Source organism: Pseudomonas sp. LBUM1664 (genome assembly GCF_059695895.1).
Window position 1 is genome coordinate 2,582,507 of sequence record NZ_CP166791.1, and the last position, 15,155, is coordinate 2,597,661.

A 15,155-nucleotide genomic window follows, 5' to 3' on the forward strand; every position below is an offset into this window, starting at 1 on the left:
AGGGGATTTATCTGTGGGAGCAAGCCTTGCTCCCACAGCGTTACAACGCTTTGCTGACCTTTACGTCGGTAATCTCATCATCGGTCTGGCCGTGCAGCGCCTGCAGCGCTGTCTTGGCTTCTTCCTCGGTGCCGGTTTCCAGTTGCGCGAATTCGAAGCGGCGCTTGTCGTTGAGCTTGTACTTGATGACGTATTTTGTCGTCTGGGCCATGGGTATGCCTGTCTTGAACAATGGGCGATGTTTAGCTCAGTTTCGAGCTGGAACGCCGGATGATTTTGATCTTGTGGGTCAGGGTCGGCTTGCGCGTGACGCTGATGGCACGATGGCTGACGGTGTCGATGGTGATGTTCCAGAAACCGGTGCTCGGTGCGGTGATCCTGGCCGGGAACGTGTCGAACGCGCCGCCATGATAGGTGTGCCGGCCGCCGTTCTTGAAACTGCGGAAATTGGCGTCGTTCATCAAGCGGATGTTGCACATTTGGGAGCATTCGATGACGACGATATCGTCTTCGTTGAGGTGCTCGCGCTGGTGGATGAATTTCAAGGGCGCCTCCAGAAGGGCTTTTTCTACAAATCAAAACGGTAGCAAGGGGCAGCAATAATGGCGCGCAGTTTATCAGCACCTAGGGTTAATATCCGGCCCCGCGCCCCAGGCTTTGTTTATTTATCGCAGGACGCGCGAAAAAAAAGGTGACGGGCGCTGGAGAAAAACAACGTTTGCACTGTCGGAGGATCTTTATTGGAGGAATCATATGAAGCGCAGCGTGTGGGTGTTGGCATTGGCCTTGAGTGGATGTGCATCGGTATCGGACATCAACCAGACGCCGCCCACCATGAGCGTCATCTCCGGAAAGAAACCTCACGAATATGCCAAATGCGTCGCTGACAAGCTGGCCAAAACCCGTGGTTCGCTGCAGATGGAACCCCACAAGAACGGCATGCGGTTGATTGTCCCAGGCAAGCTGTCCTCCCTGCCGGCGGCGGTGTTCGACATAGACGAGCGCTCCAGTGGCAGCAGCATCAAGCTGCACGAAAGCCTGTCCAACGTCCCTGTGCGCCCGGGCGATGTGCGGGAGGCGGCCAACGCCTGCATTTCCGGCTGAATACGCTTGCGGCCTGACGAGCAGGCCGGGCATCGGATAAACTGACGTCCTCGACAAAAAATGCCGCTACGGTCAACGTTGGCGGCATTGTCATTTATGGAGCTAGTTGATGAAGCGCGAGCAGGTGCGTGAGCGCCAAGCAGAAGGTCTTATCCATGTCACTCATGTGATTCAGAACCCGGCGAACCCAGGCGAATGGATCGTCTTCTTCAAGAAAAGCGCTGGACGCAGCTATTTTCTGGTGGATGACCAGGACGAAATCGAGTCCTTCAGCCGTCTCGACGACCTGGTCGAGACCATACGCGGGCTGGGAATCAAGTTCGCCGAGATCCACATTTAGTCTTTACTTGCACACCACCAGAACGCTGCGGCTGGTGTAGTTGCCGACATCGACACCCAGGGTTTTTTCGCTTTCCTTGGCCTGCGGCGTGCCATCGGTGCCGACGATGCGGTAGCCGGTGCCGGCACAGGACGCATCAGCCTTTTCATAACACGTGGCCCAGGAGTTGGCTTCACCTGAGCAGTCGATGGTCAGGCCTTGTTCGCCGTTGTTCATGTAGGTTTTTTCGGCCGAGGCACAGCCTGCCAAGGCCAGGACTGCTAACAGCGCCAGAGGTGTTTTCATGGGATCGTCATCAAGAAGGGAGGGGCAGGCGCGAGGTTATAGCGAATGGCCATTCTGGTACAGATAAACAAAGCCTCGTTCAATGCCGAACGTCATTTACTTGAGGCTTGTCTGTTTACTTCTTGCGGCGAGGGCTTCGGGCCTGGGCAGGTTCACGTTCCCGTACCGCAGGAGCACGCTCATCCTGGAACACGGCGGCGACTTCCACGGCCATCGCTTTGCTGGGCAATGGGCCGGCGACTTGCTCGCCGTGGTAGTTGGTAATCCACCATTGGCCGTCCTTGTCTTGGTTGACCGAATAACCGTTTGCGTTTTGTGTTGCCGACATCTAGCTGCCTCGTTGGCGGGATCAAGGCGCCATGATACGTCAAATGCTCGCAAACAGTGCTCATGGGCGTAGAGTGGGACCGCTGAACCCAGCGAAACGAAAGGCAATTGAACTATCCGCCGGTTTATTTCTCTATGATGGCATCGGTTGGCCAGTGCAGGCATTGTAAGGTTCCTGCCGCCTGATTAGACTGCGCCGAAACTTGTACACACCGCCTTTTCAAGGACTTATATGATCAAGAAATGCTTGTTCCCAGCAGCCGGTTACGGTACTCGCTTCCTGCCAGCGACTAAAGCCATGCCCAAAGAAATGCTGCCGGTGGTGAACAAGCCACTGATCCAGTATGGCGTTGAAGAAGCCCTCGATGCAGGCCTGACGGAAATCTCCATCGTGACTGGCCGTGGCAAGCGTGCCCTGGAAGACCATTTCGACATCAGCTACGAGTTGGAAAACCAGATCAAGGGCACCGACAAGGAAAAATACCTGGTCGGCATCCGCAAACTGCTGGACGAATGCTCGTTCTCCTACACCCGCCAGACCGAAATGAAAGGCCTGGGCCACGCGATCCTGACCGGCCGCCCGCTGATTGGTGACGAACCGTTCGCCGTGGTCCTGGCGGACGACCTGTGCGTCAACCTCGAAGGCGACGGCGTGCTGACCCAGATGGTCAAGCTGTACAAGCAGTTCCGTTGCTCCATCGTGGCGATCCAGGAAGTCGACCCACAGGAAACCAACAAATACGGCGTGATCGCCGGCGAGATGATCCGTGACGACATCTACCGCGTTCACAGCATGGTTGAAAAACCAAAGCCTGAAGACGCACCGTCGAACCTGGCGATCATCGGTCGCTACATCCTGACCCCGGACATCTTCGACCTGATCGAACAGACCGAGCCAGGCAAGGGCGGCGAAATCCAGATCACCGACGCCCTGATGAAGCAGGCCCAGAACGGCTGCGTCATGGCCTACAAGTTCAAAGGCAAGCGTTTCGACTGCGGTGGCGCCGAAGGCTACATTGACGCGACCAACTTCTGCTTCGAGAACTTCTACAAGACGGGTAAGGCTTACTGATAGCCTGCGCCACGCCTTGAAAAACGCCCCGACTGGTTCGGGGCGTTTTTTTTATGCTGAAAAAAGTTATCGAGCATTCACAAAAACCTGTGGCGAGGGGATTTGTCCCCACCGGTTTTGGGCTTGCGGTTGGCTTTTCATTTTCCGCCCCCATAACCAACAGCATCGCTGCCTCAGGTGAAAACAGCGGGTATGCTGATGGCCTGCCGAAGGAGATAGAAATGGCCTACGATTTTGACTTGTATGTGATTGGTGCCGGTTCCGGTGGTGTGCGGGCTGCGCGGTTCGCGGCCGGCTTCGGGGCCAAGGTGGCCGTGGCGGAAAGTCGTTACCTGGGCGGTACCTGCGTGAACGTGGGCTGTGTGCCGAAAAAACTGCTGGTCTATGGCGCGCATTACGCCGAGGACTTCGAGCAGGCGTCGGCCTATGGCTGGACGGCAGGCGAGGCGAGTTTCGACTGGGCCACGCTGATCGCCAACAAGGACCGGGAAATCCATCGCCTCAACGGGATCTATCGCAACCTGCTGGTCAACAGCGGCGTAGTACTGCACGAAGGTCACGCCAAGCTCACCGGGCCCCATGAGGTCGAAATCAACGGCCAGCGTTACACCGCCGAGCACATCATGATCGCCACCGGCGGCTGGCCGGTGATCCCGGATATCCCAGGGCGTGAGCACGCCATCAGCTCCAACGAGGCATTTTTCCTCAAGCAACTGCCCAAGCGTGTGCTGGTGGTGGGCGGCGGCTACATTGCGGTGGAGTTCGCGGGGATTTTCCACGGCATGGGGGCGAAGACTTCCTTGCTGTATCGCGGCGAGCTGTTCCTGCGCGGCTTTGACGGTTCAGTGCGCAAGCATCTGGCGGAAGAACTGACTCGCCGTGGCCTGGATTTGCAATTTAACGCTGACATCGAACGTATCGATAAGCTGGACGACGGCAGTTTGAGGGTGGTCCTCAAGGATGGTTGCACGTTGCTCACCGATTGTGTGTTCTACGCCACAGGCCGACGGCCGATGCTCGATAACCTCGGCCTGGAAAACACCGGCGTCACGCTGGACGAGAAGGGTTTTGTCCAGGTCAACGAGAAGTATGAAACCGCCGAACCGTCGATCCTCGCCATCGGCGATGTGATCGGTCGCGTCCAGCTCACACCCGTTGCCCTGGCGGAAGGCATGGCCGTGGCGCGGCGTTTGTTCAAGCCCGAACAGTATCGCCTGGTGGATTACCGAATGATTCCCACGGCCGTGTTCAGCCTGCCAAATATCGGCACGGTTGGCCTGACCGAAGAACAGGCCCGGGAAGAGGGCCATGAGGTGCAGATTTTCGAAAGCCGTTTCCGGCCGATGAAGCTGAGCTTGACCGAATGCCAAGAGCGCACGTTGATGAAGCTGGTGGTGGATGCCCGGACCGACAAAGTGCTGGGTTGCCACATGGTCGGGCCGGACGCTGGGGAAATTGTCCAGGGGCTGGCCATTGCTCTCAAGGCTGGCGCCACCAAGCGTGATTTCGACGAGACTATCGGTGTGCATCCTACTGCCGCCGAGGAATTTGTCACAATGCGCACGCCCACCGCCTGACGCCGTCTGTAGGCGCTGAGGAGTGCAACGAGGCTGCGATCTTTCCCCAGCCAATTGAGTCTTGAGCGAAGATCAACAGATCGCAGCCTTCGGCGGCTCCTACAGATTTCTTCTATCTATATCGATTCCTGATAGCCAAAACCAATCATTCACATGAGGTTTGCCAATGAGCCAGCCAGGGGATGAGTGGTTAAGATTCCCTCCATCAACTTTTCAACCCCTGACGGAGAGTCATCGATGCCTATCATCAACAGCCAAGTTAAACCGTTCAACGCTACCGCTTTCAAAAACGGCGCATTCGTCGAAGTATCGGACGCCGACCTGAAAGGCAAGTGGTCTGTCGTGTTCTTCTACCCAGCTGACTTCACCTTCGTTTGCCCAACCGAGCTGGAAGACCTGGCCGACAACTACGCCGAATTCCAAAAACTGGGCGTCGAGGTCTACAGCGTGTCGACCGACACCCACTTTGCCCACGCTGCCTGGCACAACACTTCGCCAGCCATCGGCAAAATCCAATACACCATGATCGGCGACCCGACCCACGCTATCTCCCGCAACTTCGACGTGCTGATCGAAGAAGTTGGCCTGGCTGACCGCGGTACTTTCGTGATCAACCCAGAAGGCCAGATCAAAATCGTTGAAATCAACGACGGCGGTGTAGGCCGTGACGCTTCCGAGCTGCTGCGCAAGATCAAGGCCGCTCAGTACGTTGCCGCTCACCCGGGCCAAGTCTGCCCAGCCAAGTGGAAAGAAGGCGAGGCCACGCTGGCTCCGTCCCTGGATCTGGTTGGCAAGATCTAAGTCTGTGAGTCATCCGAGGGCGATCCGCTCTTAATCAGGTAAGCCGCTTCGCCCCAAAAAACGCCCGGGCGAGATTCGCCCGGGCGTTGTTTTTTCTGAAATTCAAAAAAATGGAAATCGCCCGTATGTTGGACGCCAATCTTAAAGCTCAGTTGAAGTCATACCTGGAACGGGTCACCCAGCCGATCGAGATCGTCGCATCCCTCGACGACGGTGCGAAATCCCAGGAAATGCTTGCGTTACTCCAAGACGTTGCCAGTCTTTCTCACCAGATTACTTTGCTCGACAACGGCACCGATGCGCGCAAGCCTTCGTTCTCGTTGAATCGCCCGGGAGCCGATATCAGCCTGCGTTTTGCCGGTATCCCCATGGGCCACGAATTCACTTCGCTGGTGTTGGCCTTGCTGCAAGTCGGCGGTCACCCTTCGAAGGCCAGTAGTGACGTGATTGAACAGATCCGTTCCCTTAAAGGCGAGTTCAATTTCGAAACTTATTTCTCGCTGTCGTGCCAGAACTGCCCGGACGTGGTCCAGGCGCTGAACCTGATGGCGGTGCTCAACCCGAACATCCGCCACGTTGCCATCGACGGTGCGCTGTTCCAGGCTGAAGTCGATGAACGCCAGATCATGGCCGTGCCGAGCGTTTATTTGAACGGTGTGAACTTCGGCCAGGGCCGCATGGGCCTGGAAGAAATCCTGGCCAAGATCGACACCAGCGGCATTGAGCGCCAGGCCGAGAAGATCAGTGCCAAGGATGCCTTCGATGTGCTGGTGGTCGGCGGTGGCCCGGCCGGCGCTTCGGCGGCGATCTACGCGGCCCGTAAAGGCATTCGCACCGGTGTGGCGGCCGAGCGTTTCGGTGGTCAGGTGCTCGACACCATGGCCATCGAGAACTTCATCTCGGTCCAGGAAACCGAAGGCCCGAAACTGGCCGTTGCCCTGGAAGAACACGTCAAGCAGTACGACGTGGACATCATGAACCTGCAACGGGCCGATGCGCTGGTACCGGGTAAGGATGGCGCACTGCACGAGGTGAAATTCGCCAGTGGTGCAAGCCTCAAGGCCAAGACCGTAATCCTGGCGACCGGTGCCCGCTGGCGCGAAATGAACGTGCCGGGCGAGCAGCAATATCGCAACAAGGGCGTGGCGTACTGCCCGCACTGCGACGGCCCGCTGTTCAAAGGCAAGCGCGTGGCGGTGATCGGCGGTGGTAACTCCGGCGTCGAAGCGGCCATCGACCTGGCCGGTATTGTGGCCCATGTCACTTTGCTGGAGTTCGATGTGCAACTGCGTGCCGACGCGGTGTTACAGCGCAAACTGCACAGCCTGCCGAACGTGACGGTGATCACCAACGCCCAGACCACTGAAGTGACGGGGGATGGCCAGAAGGTCAACGGCTTGCGTTACAAGGACCGTCCAAGCGGTGAAGTGCGGGACGTGGCGCTGGAAGGTATCTTCGTGCAGATCGGCCTGTTGCCCAACACCGATTGGCTCAAAGGCACCGTCGAGCTGTCACCGCGTGGCGAGATCATCGTCGATGCCCGCGGTGAAACCTCGATCCCGGGCGTGTTCGCCGCCGGTGACGTGACCACCGTGCCGTACAAGCAGATCGTGATCGCCGTGGGCGAGGGGGCCAAGGCTTCGTTGAGCGCCTTCGACCACTTGATCCGTACCTCTGCGCCGGCATAATCGGCCTATAGCTGGAAAACAAACCCCCATGGGCTTGGCTCATGGGGGTTTTTTATGGGTTGCGCTTAATTCTGTGGGGGCGAGCCTGCTCGCGATGGGCGGTGGGTCAGCCTGCATCTATGCTGAATGTGCCGCCGTCATCGCGAGCAGGCTCGCTCCCACAATGGATGAAAGTGGAGCTTAGAGCGGCGCAGGCTGGATGATTTCGACCCAGTAGCCATCCGGGTCCTTGATGAAGGCCAGGCTTTTCATGCGGCCATCGGTCAGGCGTTTCTGGAAGTCGCAGCCCAGCGCTTCAAAGCGCTCGCAGGCCGCGACAACGTCCGGTACCGAGATGCAGATATGGCCGAACCCGCGCGGGTCGGTGTTGCCGTTGTGGTAGGCGAACGCCGGATCGCTTTCAGTGCCGTGGTTGTGGGTCAGTTCCAGAATGCCCGGGATCGACTTCATCCATTCGGTACGCGCCGCAGCGTCTGCTGGGATCTGGCTCTTGTCCACCAGGCCCAGGAAATACAGGCTGAATTCGGCTTCCGGGAAGTCGCGCTTTTCCAACAGCGAGAAACCCAGCACACGGGTGTAGAAATCCAGGGACTTGGTAATGTCCTTGACCCGCAGCATGGTGTGGTTGAAGACGAATTTGGCTGTGGCGTTGTCGGGGTGTGCGGTGACGCCAGGGAACGTATTGAGTTCGTGCAGGCTCATGGGCCCTCCGGAAAATAAGTGGGGCAAACGGCGTCGCAAACGTTACTGCGACGGTTCTGGGCTTGTGCTGAATGTGATGCATCCATGATACGCAAGGGCGGCGGCATCGCCAAACCGTGTGTGGCTATTGCCTGGTTCTGCGGCGGGCTTCAGACTTTACGATTCGTCCTTGAGTGCTACACCATGATTCGACCGCTCCTTTCGCTGTTTGTCCTGCTGTTGGCCACCGTTGCGAGTGCTGGTGTTCAGTCGGCAGAACCGCAGGTCGCATGGCCGCAGGGTTGGGTCATCGAGCCGCTGCCCTCCGATGCACCTGCCTCGACGCCGGCGCCGAAGACCTCCCGACAACGTGCGACCAAGAGTGATTCTGCGGGCAATGCGGTGATGGTCATGGAACTGACTACAACTGCCGTCGAACCCGATCATCAGGTCAACTTGCAAGGCGTGCTACTGGAAATGCGCAAATCAATTCAGAAAGATTTTTTTCAGGGCGGTTATCAAAGTGTCTGCAATAAGATTCATTCTTCTTTGTTGGGCGGGGTAACAGCACTGGAGACCACTTGCACGATCACGCAGAACGGCCGACATGTGTTGTCTCAAACGCTTGTCGCGGCACTAAATGAGGGCAGGGCTTATGTGCTGTCCTATGCGGGACAGGCGCAGGTGTTTGTTGAAAGCCAGGATGAAATACAGTCGGTACGAAACAGCCTGAAACTATAAGGCCGTCAACGTAATAGGCCACGGGCGTGATCCAAAAAGTTTAGCCCATAAAAAAGCCCTGAATGTACTCAGGGCTTTTTCATCTAGGTGAGTGTCAGCCACGCAACCAGGAATCAACGGTGCTTGCACCGTATTGTTCCTTCCAGGCTTTCAGACCGCGATGGTTGCCGCCCTTGGTTTCGATTAGTTCGCCTGTGTGCGGGTTCTGGTAAACCTTCACCACTCGCGCACGGCGGGTTTTAACAGGCTTGGCGGAGTGCAGGCCTGCCTTGGACGGGGTCGGGTCGAGAATGGCGATGATGTCGCGCAGACTCTTACCGTAGGTCTTCATCAGTCCCTGGAGCTTTTCTTCGAATTCGATTTCTTTCTTGAGCCCGGCGTCATTCTTCAGCGATTCCAGCTGCTTGAGCTGTTCCTGAAGGGCCTTTTCGGCTGCACGAAATTCAGCAAGTCTGGACAAAATCGTTACTCCAATCAGAATATTTGGCTGATACCAACCGCAACAAAAGCTATAAGCCAAGCGCCTTGTAGCGACTTGGTGACAATGAACCTCCTGCTATTAGCACAGGTACAAAAAATTGTAGTAGTTAATCTGAAAAGTGTAAATCGTAACTTTTTCGTTATGTAACAAGAGCACGCGTTTTATCAATTGGCCCATCGCTGTCAATAGGCTGGCGGCAGTTAATTGCCGTTAACTACGGTCAGGGTTGCAATGAAGTCCCGCCCGCTAATCGGTCGGCCAAATAGATAACTTTGTAAATAGTTCACCCCCATGGGCGGTAAGGTAATTGCTTTTGGTCGACAGTTTCGGCGCCTTCGGCAACAAGTACCGGCCATGATAGATGGCCTTCCGCTTTCTTGCCCGCTCCCACAGGTTCGGTGTCATAACTGGCGGGCCAGTTCGATAAACGCCAGGGTGGCGGGTGACGCCTGGCGGTTGTCCAGGACCGCCAGGCCGATCTGGCGCGGGACGCGCGGCGACAATGGCCGGGTGACGAAGCCGGGGTTTTCACTGGCCGGCAGCGAGCCTTCGGACACCAAGGTCACGGCCTCGCCGCGGCTGACCACGTCCAGGGTGCTGAGCAGTTGCGAGCAACGATAGCGAACGTTCGGTGTGAGCCGGGCGGCGTTGAACAGTCGCGTGACCAGCTCCGACGATCCGGCCTCGGTGAGCACGAAAGGGTCGTTGCACAGATCCTGGAGGCTCAGGCTGGCCTGGGCGGCGAGAGGGTGGGCGGTGGGCAGCAGGGCGACCATCTGGTCTTCCAGCAGTGCGAACGTATCGAAACGGTCCTCGGGCAGTACCACGAAGCCGATGTCGATCCGCCGTTCATCCAGCCATTGGATGACTTGACGGTCCGGCCCTTCGTCGACGTGCACTTCGATCCCCGGATGCAAAGCGCGGTAGCGTTGCAGGATGGCGGGCAACAATTTCATCGACGACGTCGGCCCGAACGAGCCGATGCGCAAGGTGCCACGGCGCATGCCACGGGCATCGGCGGCTTCCTGGCGCAAGGTGTTGGCCAGCCCGAGCATGGCCCGGGCCCGCAGCAGCAGTTGCTGGCCAATGTCGCTGAGCTCCACCAGAGACTGATGACGCCTGAGCAATTCCACACCCAACTCTTGCTCCAGCGATTTGATGGCGTGGGACACCGCCGACTGGCTGATGCCCAACCGCGTCGCCGCCGCAGTGAAACCACGCAGTTCAGCGACCAGGGAGAAGATTTCGAGTTGGGTGAGGGTCATGAGGGATTACTCATTTTACGATGATCAAGCATGAGGTAAACAATGCGCTATCTCAAGCACGCATGAACTGTGGCTGAGACGCTTTCTGTGGCGAGGGAGCTGGAACTCAGGGCGTGAAGCAGCCCCCTGCGGCTCAATCAGCAATGGGCCCGCTGCGCGGTCCAGCGGGAGCAAGCTCCCTCGCCACGGGTATCCGATTGATTTCAAATGGTGAACCATGAAAACCCTCGAACAATCTGTCCCAACCCCCTCGGACTTGCCGGTCTACCTGAAACTGGCCATGGTCACCATGATCTGGGGCGGTACCTTCGTGGCCGGCAGGATCCTTTCCGATGCCCTGGCGCCCATGCTCGCCGCAAGCCTGCGCTTTCTGCTGGCGAGTCTCGCGCTGCTGCTGTTTCTCGGGCTGGCCAGGATCCCCCTGGCCAGGCCCAGCGTGAAACAGGGGCTGCAACTGGCCGTGCTGGGGTTCTTTGGCATCTTTTTCTATAACCTGTGTTTCTTCTATGGCTTGCAGTACATCAATGCATCGCGGGCCTCGTTGATCGTGGCCTTGAATCCGGCGGTGATCGGGCTGGCCTCCTGGTGGCTGTTCAAGGAACGGCTGAGCCGGTTGAAAGTGGCGGGCATCGTGCTGTGCCTCGGCGGGGCGGGGCTGGTGATCGTCAGTCGCAATCCGTCCTTGCTACAGAACGCAGCGCAGGGCTGGATCGGCGACGTGCTGATTTTTGGCTGTGTGCTGGGGTGGGGCATCTACTCACTGTTTTCCAGAAGCCTGAATGAAAGCCTCGGCCCTTTGCAGACTGTGACCTGGTCGATTCTGCTGGGCACGTTGATGTTGTGGGTGGCGTGCGCGACCGGGGGCGAGGTTCGCTTCGAAACATTGCGCGGGCTGGACATCCGGCAATGGTTGAGCCTGTTGTACCTCGGTGTGCTGGGTTCGGCTCTGGCCTACATTGCCTGGTACGACGGCATTCGTCGGATTGGCGCGACCCGTTCCGGTGTGTTCATTGCACTCAATCCGCTGACGGCGGTGTTGTTGGGGGCGCTGCTGCTGGATGAACGGCTCAGTGTCTGGATGTGTGTAGGCGGCGGCTTGATCCTGACGGGCATTTTCCTGTGCAACAAACCCCTTGCGCGGTCGGCGAAAAAGGCGATTTGATACAGAAGACGGACAAACCGGGTTACGCTGTGTAGAATCGATTTACGCATATAAGAATAACGTCTTCTGGCAGCAGAAGCCTCGCCCGCAAGAGCCTTGGGTCGACAATGAAGATACTTGGGTTTCAACTGATCTATGGCGATTTTCTCGCCCGCAGCGTTCGCGGCATTTCCTGCGCGCCACCGCACGCCCTCAGCATGGCCAGCAACTAACGTTCCGTTAATTGATAAGCATGATGAGGCGCCGACATGGCAGATCTATACGAAAACCCGATGGGCCTGATGGGCTTTGAATTCATCGAATTCGCATCCCCAACACCCAACACCCTGGAGCCGATCTTCGAGATCATGGGCTTCACCAAGGTGGCCACACACCGCTCCAAGGACGTGCACCTGTATCGCCAGGGCGCGATCAACCTGATCCTCAATAACGAACCCCACAGCGTGGCATCGTATTTTGCGGCCGAGCATGGTCCGTCAGTGTGCGGCATGGCGTTCCGCGTCAAGGATTCGCAACAGGCCTACAAGCGTGCCCTGGAACTCGGCGCCCAGCCGATTCACATCGAGACCGGTCCGATGGAGCTGAACCTGCCGGCGATCAAAGGCATTGGTGGTGCGCCGCTGTACCTGATCGACCGTTTTGGCGAAGGCAGCTCGATCTACGACATCGATTTCGTGTTTCTGGAAGGCGTTGACCGCAACCCGGTGGGCGCGGGCCTGAAGATCATCGACCACCTGACCCACAACGTCTATCGCGGGCGCATGGCCTACTGGGCCGGCTTCTACGAGAAGCTGTTCAACTTTCGCGAGATCCGTTACTTCGACATCAAGGGCGAATACACCGGCCTGACCTCCAAGGCCATGACTGCTCCGGACGGCATGATCCGCATCCCGCTGAACGAAGAGTCGTCCAAGGGCGCCGGGCAGATCGAAGAGTTTTTGATGCAGTTCAACGGTGAAGGCATCCAGCACGTGGCGTTCCTCACTGATGACCTGGTCAAAACCTGGGACCAGCTCAAAAGCATTGGCATGCGCTTCATGACCGCGCCGCCGGACACTTATTACGAAATGCTCGAAGGCCGCCTGCCGAACCACGGCGAACCGGTGGATGAATTGCAATCGCGGGGCATTCTGTTGGACGGTGCTTCCGAGCAGGGCGACAGGCGTCTGTTGCTGCAAATTTTCTCGGAAACCCTCATGGGGCCGGTGTTCTTCGAATTCATCCAGCGCAAGGGTGACGATGGCTTTGGCGAAGGCAACTTCAAGGCCCTGTTCGAATCCATCGAGCGAGACCAGGTGCGTCGTGGCGTGCTGGCTACCGAGTAAAGCCTGACCCAATCTGAATGTGGGAGCGGTGTGAGCCTCAGGTTCTGCGCCGCTGCCGCATCAGGTGCTTGAACCCTTCGAACACCAGCACTGTCACGGCCATCCAGATGGGTATGTAGGTCAGCCACTCACCGGTCTTGATGCTTTCCCCCAACAACAGCGCAACCCCCAGCAGCAACACCGGTTCGACATAGCTCAACAGCCCGAACAGGCTGAACGGCAGCAACCGGCTGGCGATGATGTAAGCCACCAGTGCCGAAGCACTGATCACGCCGAGCAGCGGGATCAGCAGTGACAGCCTTGGGTATTGATCGAACACATTGAAACCCTGTTCACCGCTCTGCACGAACCAGAGTGCCAGTGGCAGCATCAGCGTCATGTCCAGCCAGAGCCCGCCCAGGTTGTCGGTCCCGAGGCGTTTGCGCAGGATGAAGTAGAGGGGATAGCCCAGCACCACCAGCAGGGTCGCCCAGGAAAAACCACCCACTTGGTACAACTCATTGAGCACGCCGAGTGTGGCGAAGAACACGGCGATTTTCTGCAGGTAGGACAGGCGTTCGCCGTAGACGATGCGACCGGTCAGGACCATCGACAACGGCAACAGAAAATACCCCAGCGACACGTCCAGGCTGTAGCCGTTGAGCGGCGCCCACATGAACAGCCACAACTGCGCGCCCATCAGCGCCGAAGAGGCCATCGCGCCGATCAACAGCCATGGTGTGGCGATCAGGCGTCGGCCAAGCTCCGTCACCCGTTTCCATTCCTTTGCTACCAGCATGAACACCGTCATGCACGGCATCGTCAACAGCATGCGCCAGCCGAAAATTTCCACGCCGGTAAGCGGCGCAAGCAATGAGGTGTAGTAGTACATGACGGCGAACAGCGTAGAGGCCGAGACCGATAGAGCGATGCCTTTGGACACAGTGATTCTCTTGATAGCGATCAATACCAACCTGTGGCGAGGGGATTTACCTGTGGGAGCAAGCCATGCTCCCACAGGTAAATCTCCTCGCCACAATGGTGTTTGGCTGGGGTCAACGATCTTAAGATGTACGCGGCACACGCCCCGACACGAAATGGCCGACGTCATTGAACCCCGGCGTCGAGGCATGGCCCGGTGTGACCAGCGAATCGATAAAGGCTTCATCGTCCGCCGTGATCTTCACCGCCTGCGCCTTGGTGTACGCGTCCCATTGCTCCTCGGTGCGCGGCCCGACGATGGCCGAGGTGACGGCGCGGTTGTTCAGTACCCAGGCAATGGCGAACTCGACGATGCCCACACCGCGGCCCTGGGTGTATTGCTGGATCTGCTGGGCGATGCGCAGGGATTCGACCCGCCATTCGGTTTCCAGGATGCGTTTGTCCTGGCGACCGGCGCGGCTGTTGGCGTCCGGTGCGGCGTCGGGTGCGTACTTGCCGCTGAGGACCCCCCGGGCGAGGGGGCTGAAGGGCACCACGCCGAGGCCATAGTTCTGTGCAGCGGTGATCTGCTCGGTTTCGGCCTGGCGATTGACGATGTTGTACAGGGGCTGGCTGATCACCGGCCGGTCGATGCCCAGGCTGTCGGCGATCCGAATCACCTCGGCAATGCGCCAGCCACGGTAGTTCGACAAGCCCCAGTAGCGGATCTTGCCTTGGCGGATCAAGTCGCCGATGGCTGACACCGTCACCTGCAGCGGCGTGTTGTGGTCTTCGCGGTGCAGGTAATAGATGTCCAGGTAGTCGGTGCCCAGGCGCGTCAGGCTGGCCTCGATGCCATTGAAGAGGTGCTTGCGGCTCAGACCGCTGCGGTTGGGCACGCCGTCCGGCGGGCCGAAGCCGACCTTGGTGGCCAGCACCCATTCGTGACGGTGACGGGCAATCGCCTCGCCAACGATCTCTTCGGAACGACCGTTGGTGTAGACGTCTGCGGTGTCGATGAAATTGACGCCCTGGTCCCAGGCTTTGTCGATGATCCGCAGCGAGTCTTCGGTGCTGGTCTGTTCGCCGAACATCATGGTGCCCAGGGTCAACGTCGAGACTTGCAACCCGGAATGGCCTAGCGTGCGGTAGCTCATGGACAAAATCCTTTTATCGAGGGGAAAGGCTCAATCAAATACCAGAACAACCGCACGGATCAAACAGATTTATCGAACATCCCGAATCAAATGTGGAGCGGGCTTGCTTGGCCAACGGGCCAGTGACGCTGCAAGAGGCCTGCGCCGATGCGCCACGCCTGCTGTGCGAGCGGGCCCAAGACATTGCACGGTTTTGGCAAGTGGCTGCCCGGTAAGGACTGCGCGAAATATATTTCACCATCCCCCTGT

Annotated in this window: 18 protein-coding genes; 9 read left to right on the top strand and 9 right to left on the bottom strand. The window is 58.1% G+C overall.

Translation table 11 applies throughout. The features are described from left to right. Positions 1-40 precede the first annotated feature (40 nt). Together ACA047_RS12220 and ACA047_RS12225 are read right to left on the bottom strand one after the other, a co-directional pair. A complete protein-coding gene (locus ACA047_RS12220; protein WP_497359432.1) occupies positions 41-211 on the bottom strand; it encodes a hypothetical protein in 171 nt (56 codons plus the stop codon). A gap of 31 nt (positions 212-242) precedes the next feature. Next, the gene (locus tag ACA047_RS12225; protein ID WP_014337810.1) at positions 243-545 is read right to left on the bottom strand and encodes a DUF1883 domain-containing protein; all 303 of its coding nucleotides are present in this window, start codon (positions 543-545) and stop codon (positions 243-245) included. A gap of 208 nt (positions 546-753) precedes the next feature. Between ACA047_RS12225 and ACA047_RS12230 the strand changes: the two genes are divergently transcribed. Next, complete coding sequence (locus ACA047_RS12230; RefSeq protein ID WP_497359433.1) at positions 754-1,104, top strand: hypothetical protein; 351 nt, start codon at positions 754-756, stop codon at positions 1,102-1,104. Positions 1,105-1,213: 109 nt separating this feature from the next. Further along, positions 1,214-1,444 carry a hypothetical protein gene (locus tag ACA047_RS12235; RefSeq protein WP_497359434.1) on the top strand — a complete coding sequence of 77 codons (231 nt, stop codon included), beginning with the start codon at positions 1,214-1,216 and terminating at the stop codon, positions 1,442-1,444. A 3-nt stretch (positions 1,445-1,447) separates the two neighbouring features. On the opposite strand, the gene ACA047_RS12240 is transcribed toward ACA047_RS12235, so the two are convergent. Both ACA047_RS12240 and ACA047_RS12245 read right to left on the bottom strand, forming a co-directional pair. After that, positions 1,448-1,729 (bottom strand): hypothetical protein, encoded by a 282-nt coding sequence (locus ACA047_RS12240; RefSeq protein ID WP_497359435.1) that lies wholly within the window; start codon positions 1,727-1,729, stop codon positions 1,448-1,450. 115 nt (positions 1,730-1,844) lie between these two features. Then, complete coding sequence (locus ACA047_RS12245) at positions 1,845-2,057, bottom strand: hypothetical protein (RefSeq protein WP_497359436.1); 213 nt, start codon at positions 2,055-2,057, stop codon at positions 1,845-1,847. A 231-nt stretch (positions 2,058-2,288) separates the two neighbouring features. Here ACA047_RS12245 and galU point away from each other — a divergent pair, with 231 nt between their 5' ends. From galU to ahpF, 4 genes are all read left to right on the top strand, one after another. Then, positions 2,289-3,128 carry a UTP--glucose-1-phosphate uridylyltransferase GalU gene (gene galU / locus ACA047_RS12250; RefSeq protein WP_003182953.1) on the top strand — a complete coding sequence of 280 codons (840 nt, stop codon included), beginning with the start codon at positions 2,289-2,291 and terminating at the stop codon, positions 3,126-3,128. 221 nt (positions 3,129-3,349) lie between these two features. Continuing rightward, positions 3,350-4,705, top strand: a complete 1,356-nt coding sequence (gene gorA, locus ACA047_RS12255; protein WP_497359437.1) for a glutathione-disulfide reductase — start codon at positions 3,350-3,352, stop codon at positions 4,703-4,705. Between the two features lie 237 nt (positions 4,706-4,942). Further along, the gene (gene ahpC, locus ACA047_RS12260) at positions 4,943-5,506 is read left to right on the top strand and encodes an alkyl hydroperoxide reductase subunit C (protein WP_497359438.1); all 564 of its coding nucleotides are present in this window, start codon (positions 4,943-4,945) and stop codon (positions 5,504-5,506) included. A gap of 125 nt (positions 5,507-5,631) precedes the next feature. Then, entirely contained in the window at positions 5,632-7,194 is a 1,563-nt protein-coding gene (ahpF, locus tag ACA047_RS12265; protein WP_497359439.1) for an alkyl hydroperoxide reductase subunit F, read from the top strand. Positions 7,195-7,374: 180 nt separating this feature from the next. Here ahpF and gloA read toward each other — a convergent pair whose 3' ends face one another. Continuing rightward, positions 7,375-7,896 carry a lactoylglutathione lyase gene (gene gloA / locus ACA047_RS12270; RefSeq protein ID WP_497359440.1) on the bottom strand — a complete coding sequence of 174 codons (522 nt, stop codon included), beginning with the start codon at positions 7,894-7,896 and terminating at the stop codon, positions 7,375-7,377. A gap of 183 nt (positions 7,897-8,079) precedes the next feature. Here gloA and ACA047_RS12275 point away from each other — a divergent pair, with 183 nt between their 5' ends. Continuing rightward, positions 8,080-8,616 (top strand): DUF4946 domain-containing protein, encoded by a 537-nt coding sequence (locus ACA047_RS12275; protein ID WP_497360321.1) that lies wholly within the window; start codon positions 8,080-8,082, stop codon positions 8,614-8,616. Positions 8,617-8,710: 94 nt separating this feature from the next. Here the strand turns inward: ACA047_RS12275 and ACA047_RS12280 are convergent, their stop codons facing one another. Together ACA047_RS12280 and ACA047_RS12285 are read right to left on the bottom strand one after the other, a co-directional pair. Further along, positions 8,711-9,076, bottom strand: coding sequence for a histone-like nucleoid-structuring protein, MvaT/MvaU family (locus ACA047_RS12280; RefSeq protein ID WP_497359441.1), 366 nt, complete (start codon positions 9,074-9,076; stop codon positions 8,711-8,713). 422 nt (positions 9,077-9,498) lie between these two features. Further along, positions 9,499-10,362: a LysR family transcriptional regulator gene (locus ACA047_RS12285; protein ID WP_497359442.1), complete on the bottom strand. Its 864-nt coding sequence runs from the start codon at positions 10,360-10,362 to the stop codon at positions 9,499-9,501. Positions 10,363-10,579: 217 nt separating this feature from the next. On the opposite strand from ACA047_RS12285, the gene ACA047_RS12290 reads away from it, so the two are divergent. Both ACA047_RS12290 and hppD read left to right on the top strand, forming a co-directional pair. Continuing rightward, positions 10,580-11,524: a DMT family transporter gene (locus ACA047_RS12290; RefSeq protein ID WP_497359443.1), complete on the top strand. Its 945-nt coding sequence runs from the start codon at positions 10,580-10,582 to the stop codon at positions 11,522-11,524. A 248-nt stretch (positions 11,525-11,772) separates the two neighbouring features. Beyond that, positions 11,773-12,849, top strand: a complete 1,077-nt coding sequence (gene hppD, locus ACA047_RS12295) for a 4-hydroxyphenylpyruvate dioxygenase (protein ID WP_497359444.1) — start codon at positions 11,773-11,775, stop codon at positions 12,847-12,849. Between the two features lie 37 nt (positions 12,850-12,886). Here the strand turns inward: hppD and rarD are convergent, their stop codons facing one another. After that, entirely contained in the window at positions 12,887-13,771 is an 885-nt protein-coding gene (gene rarD / locus ACA047_RS12300) for an EamA family transporter RarD (protein ID WP_497359445.1), read from the bottom strand. A 121-nt stretch (positions 13,772-13,892) separates the two neighbouring features. Then, positions 13,893-14,906, bottom strand: a complete 1,014-nt coding sequence (locus tag ACA047_RS12305; protein ID WP_497359446.1) for an aldo/keto reductase — start codon at positions 14,904-14,906, stop codon at positions 13,893-13,895. Positions 14,907-15,155: the final 249 nt, after the last annotated feature.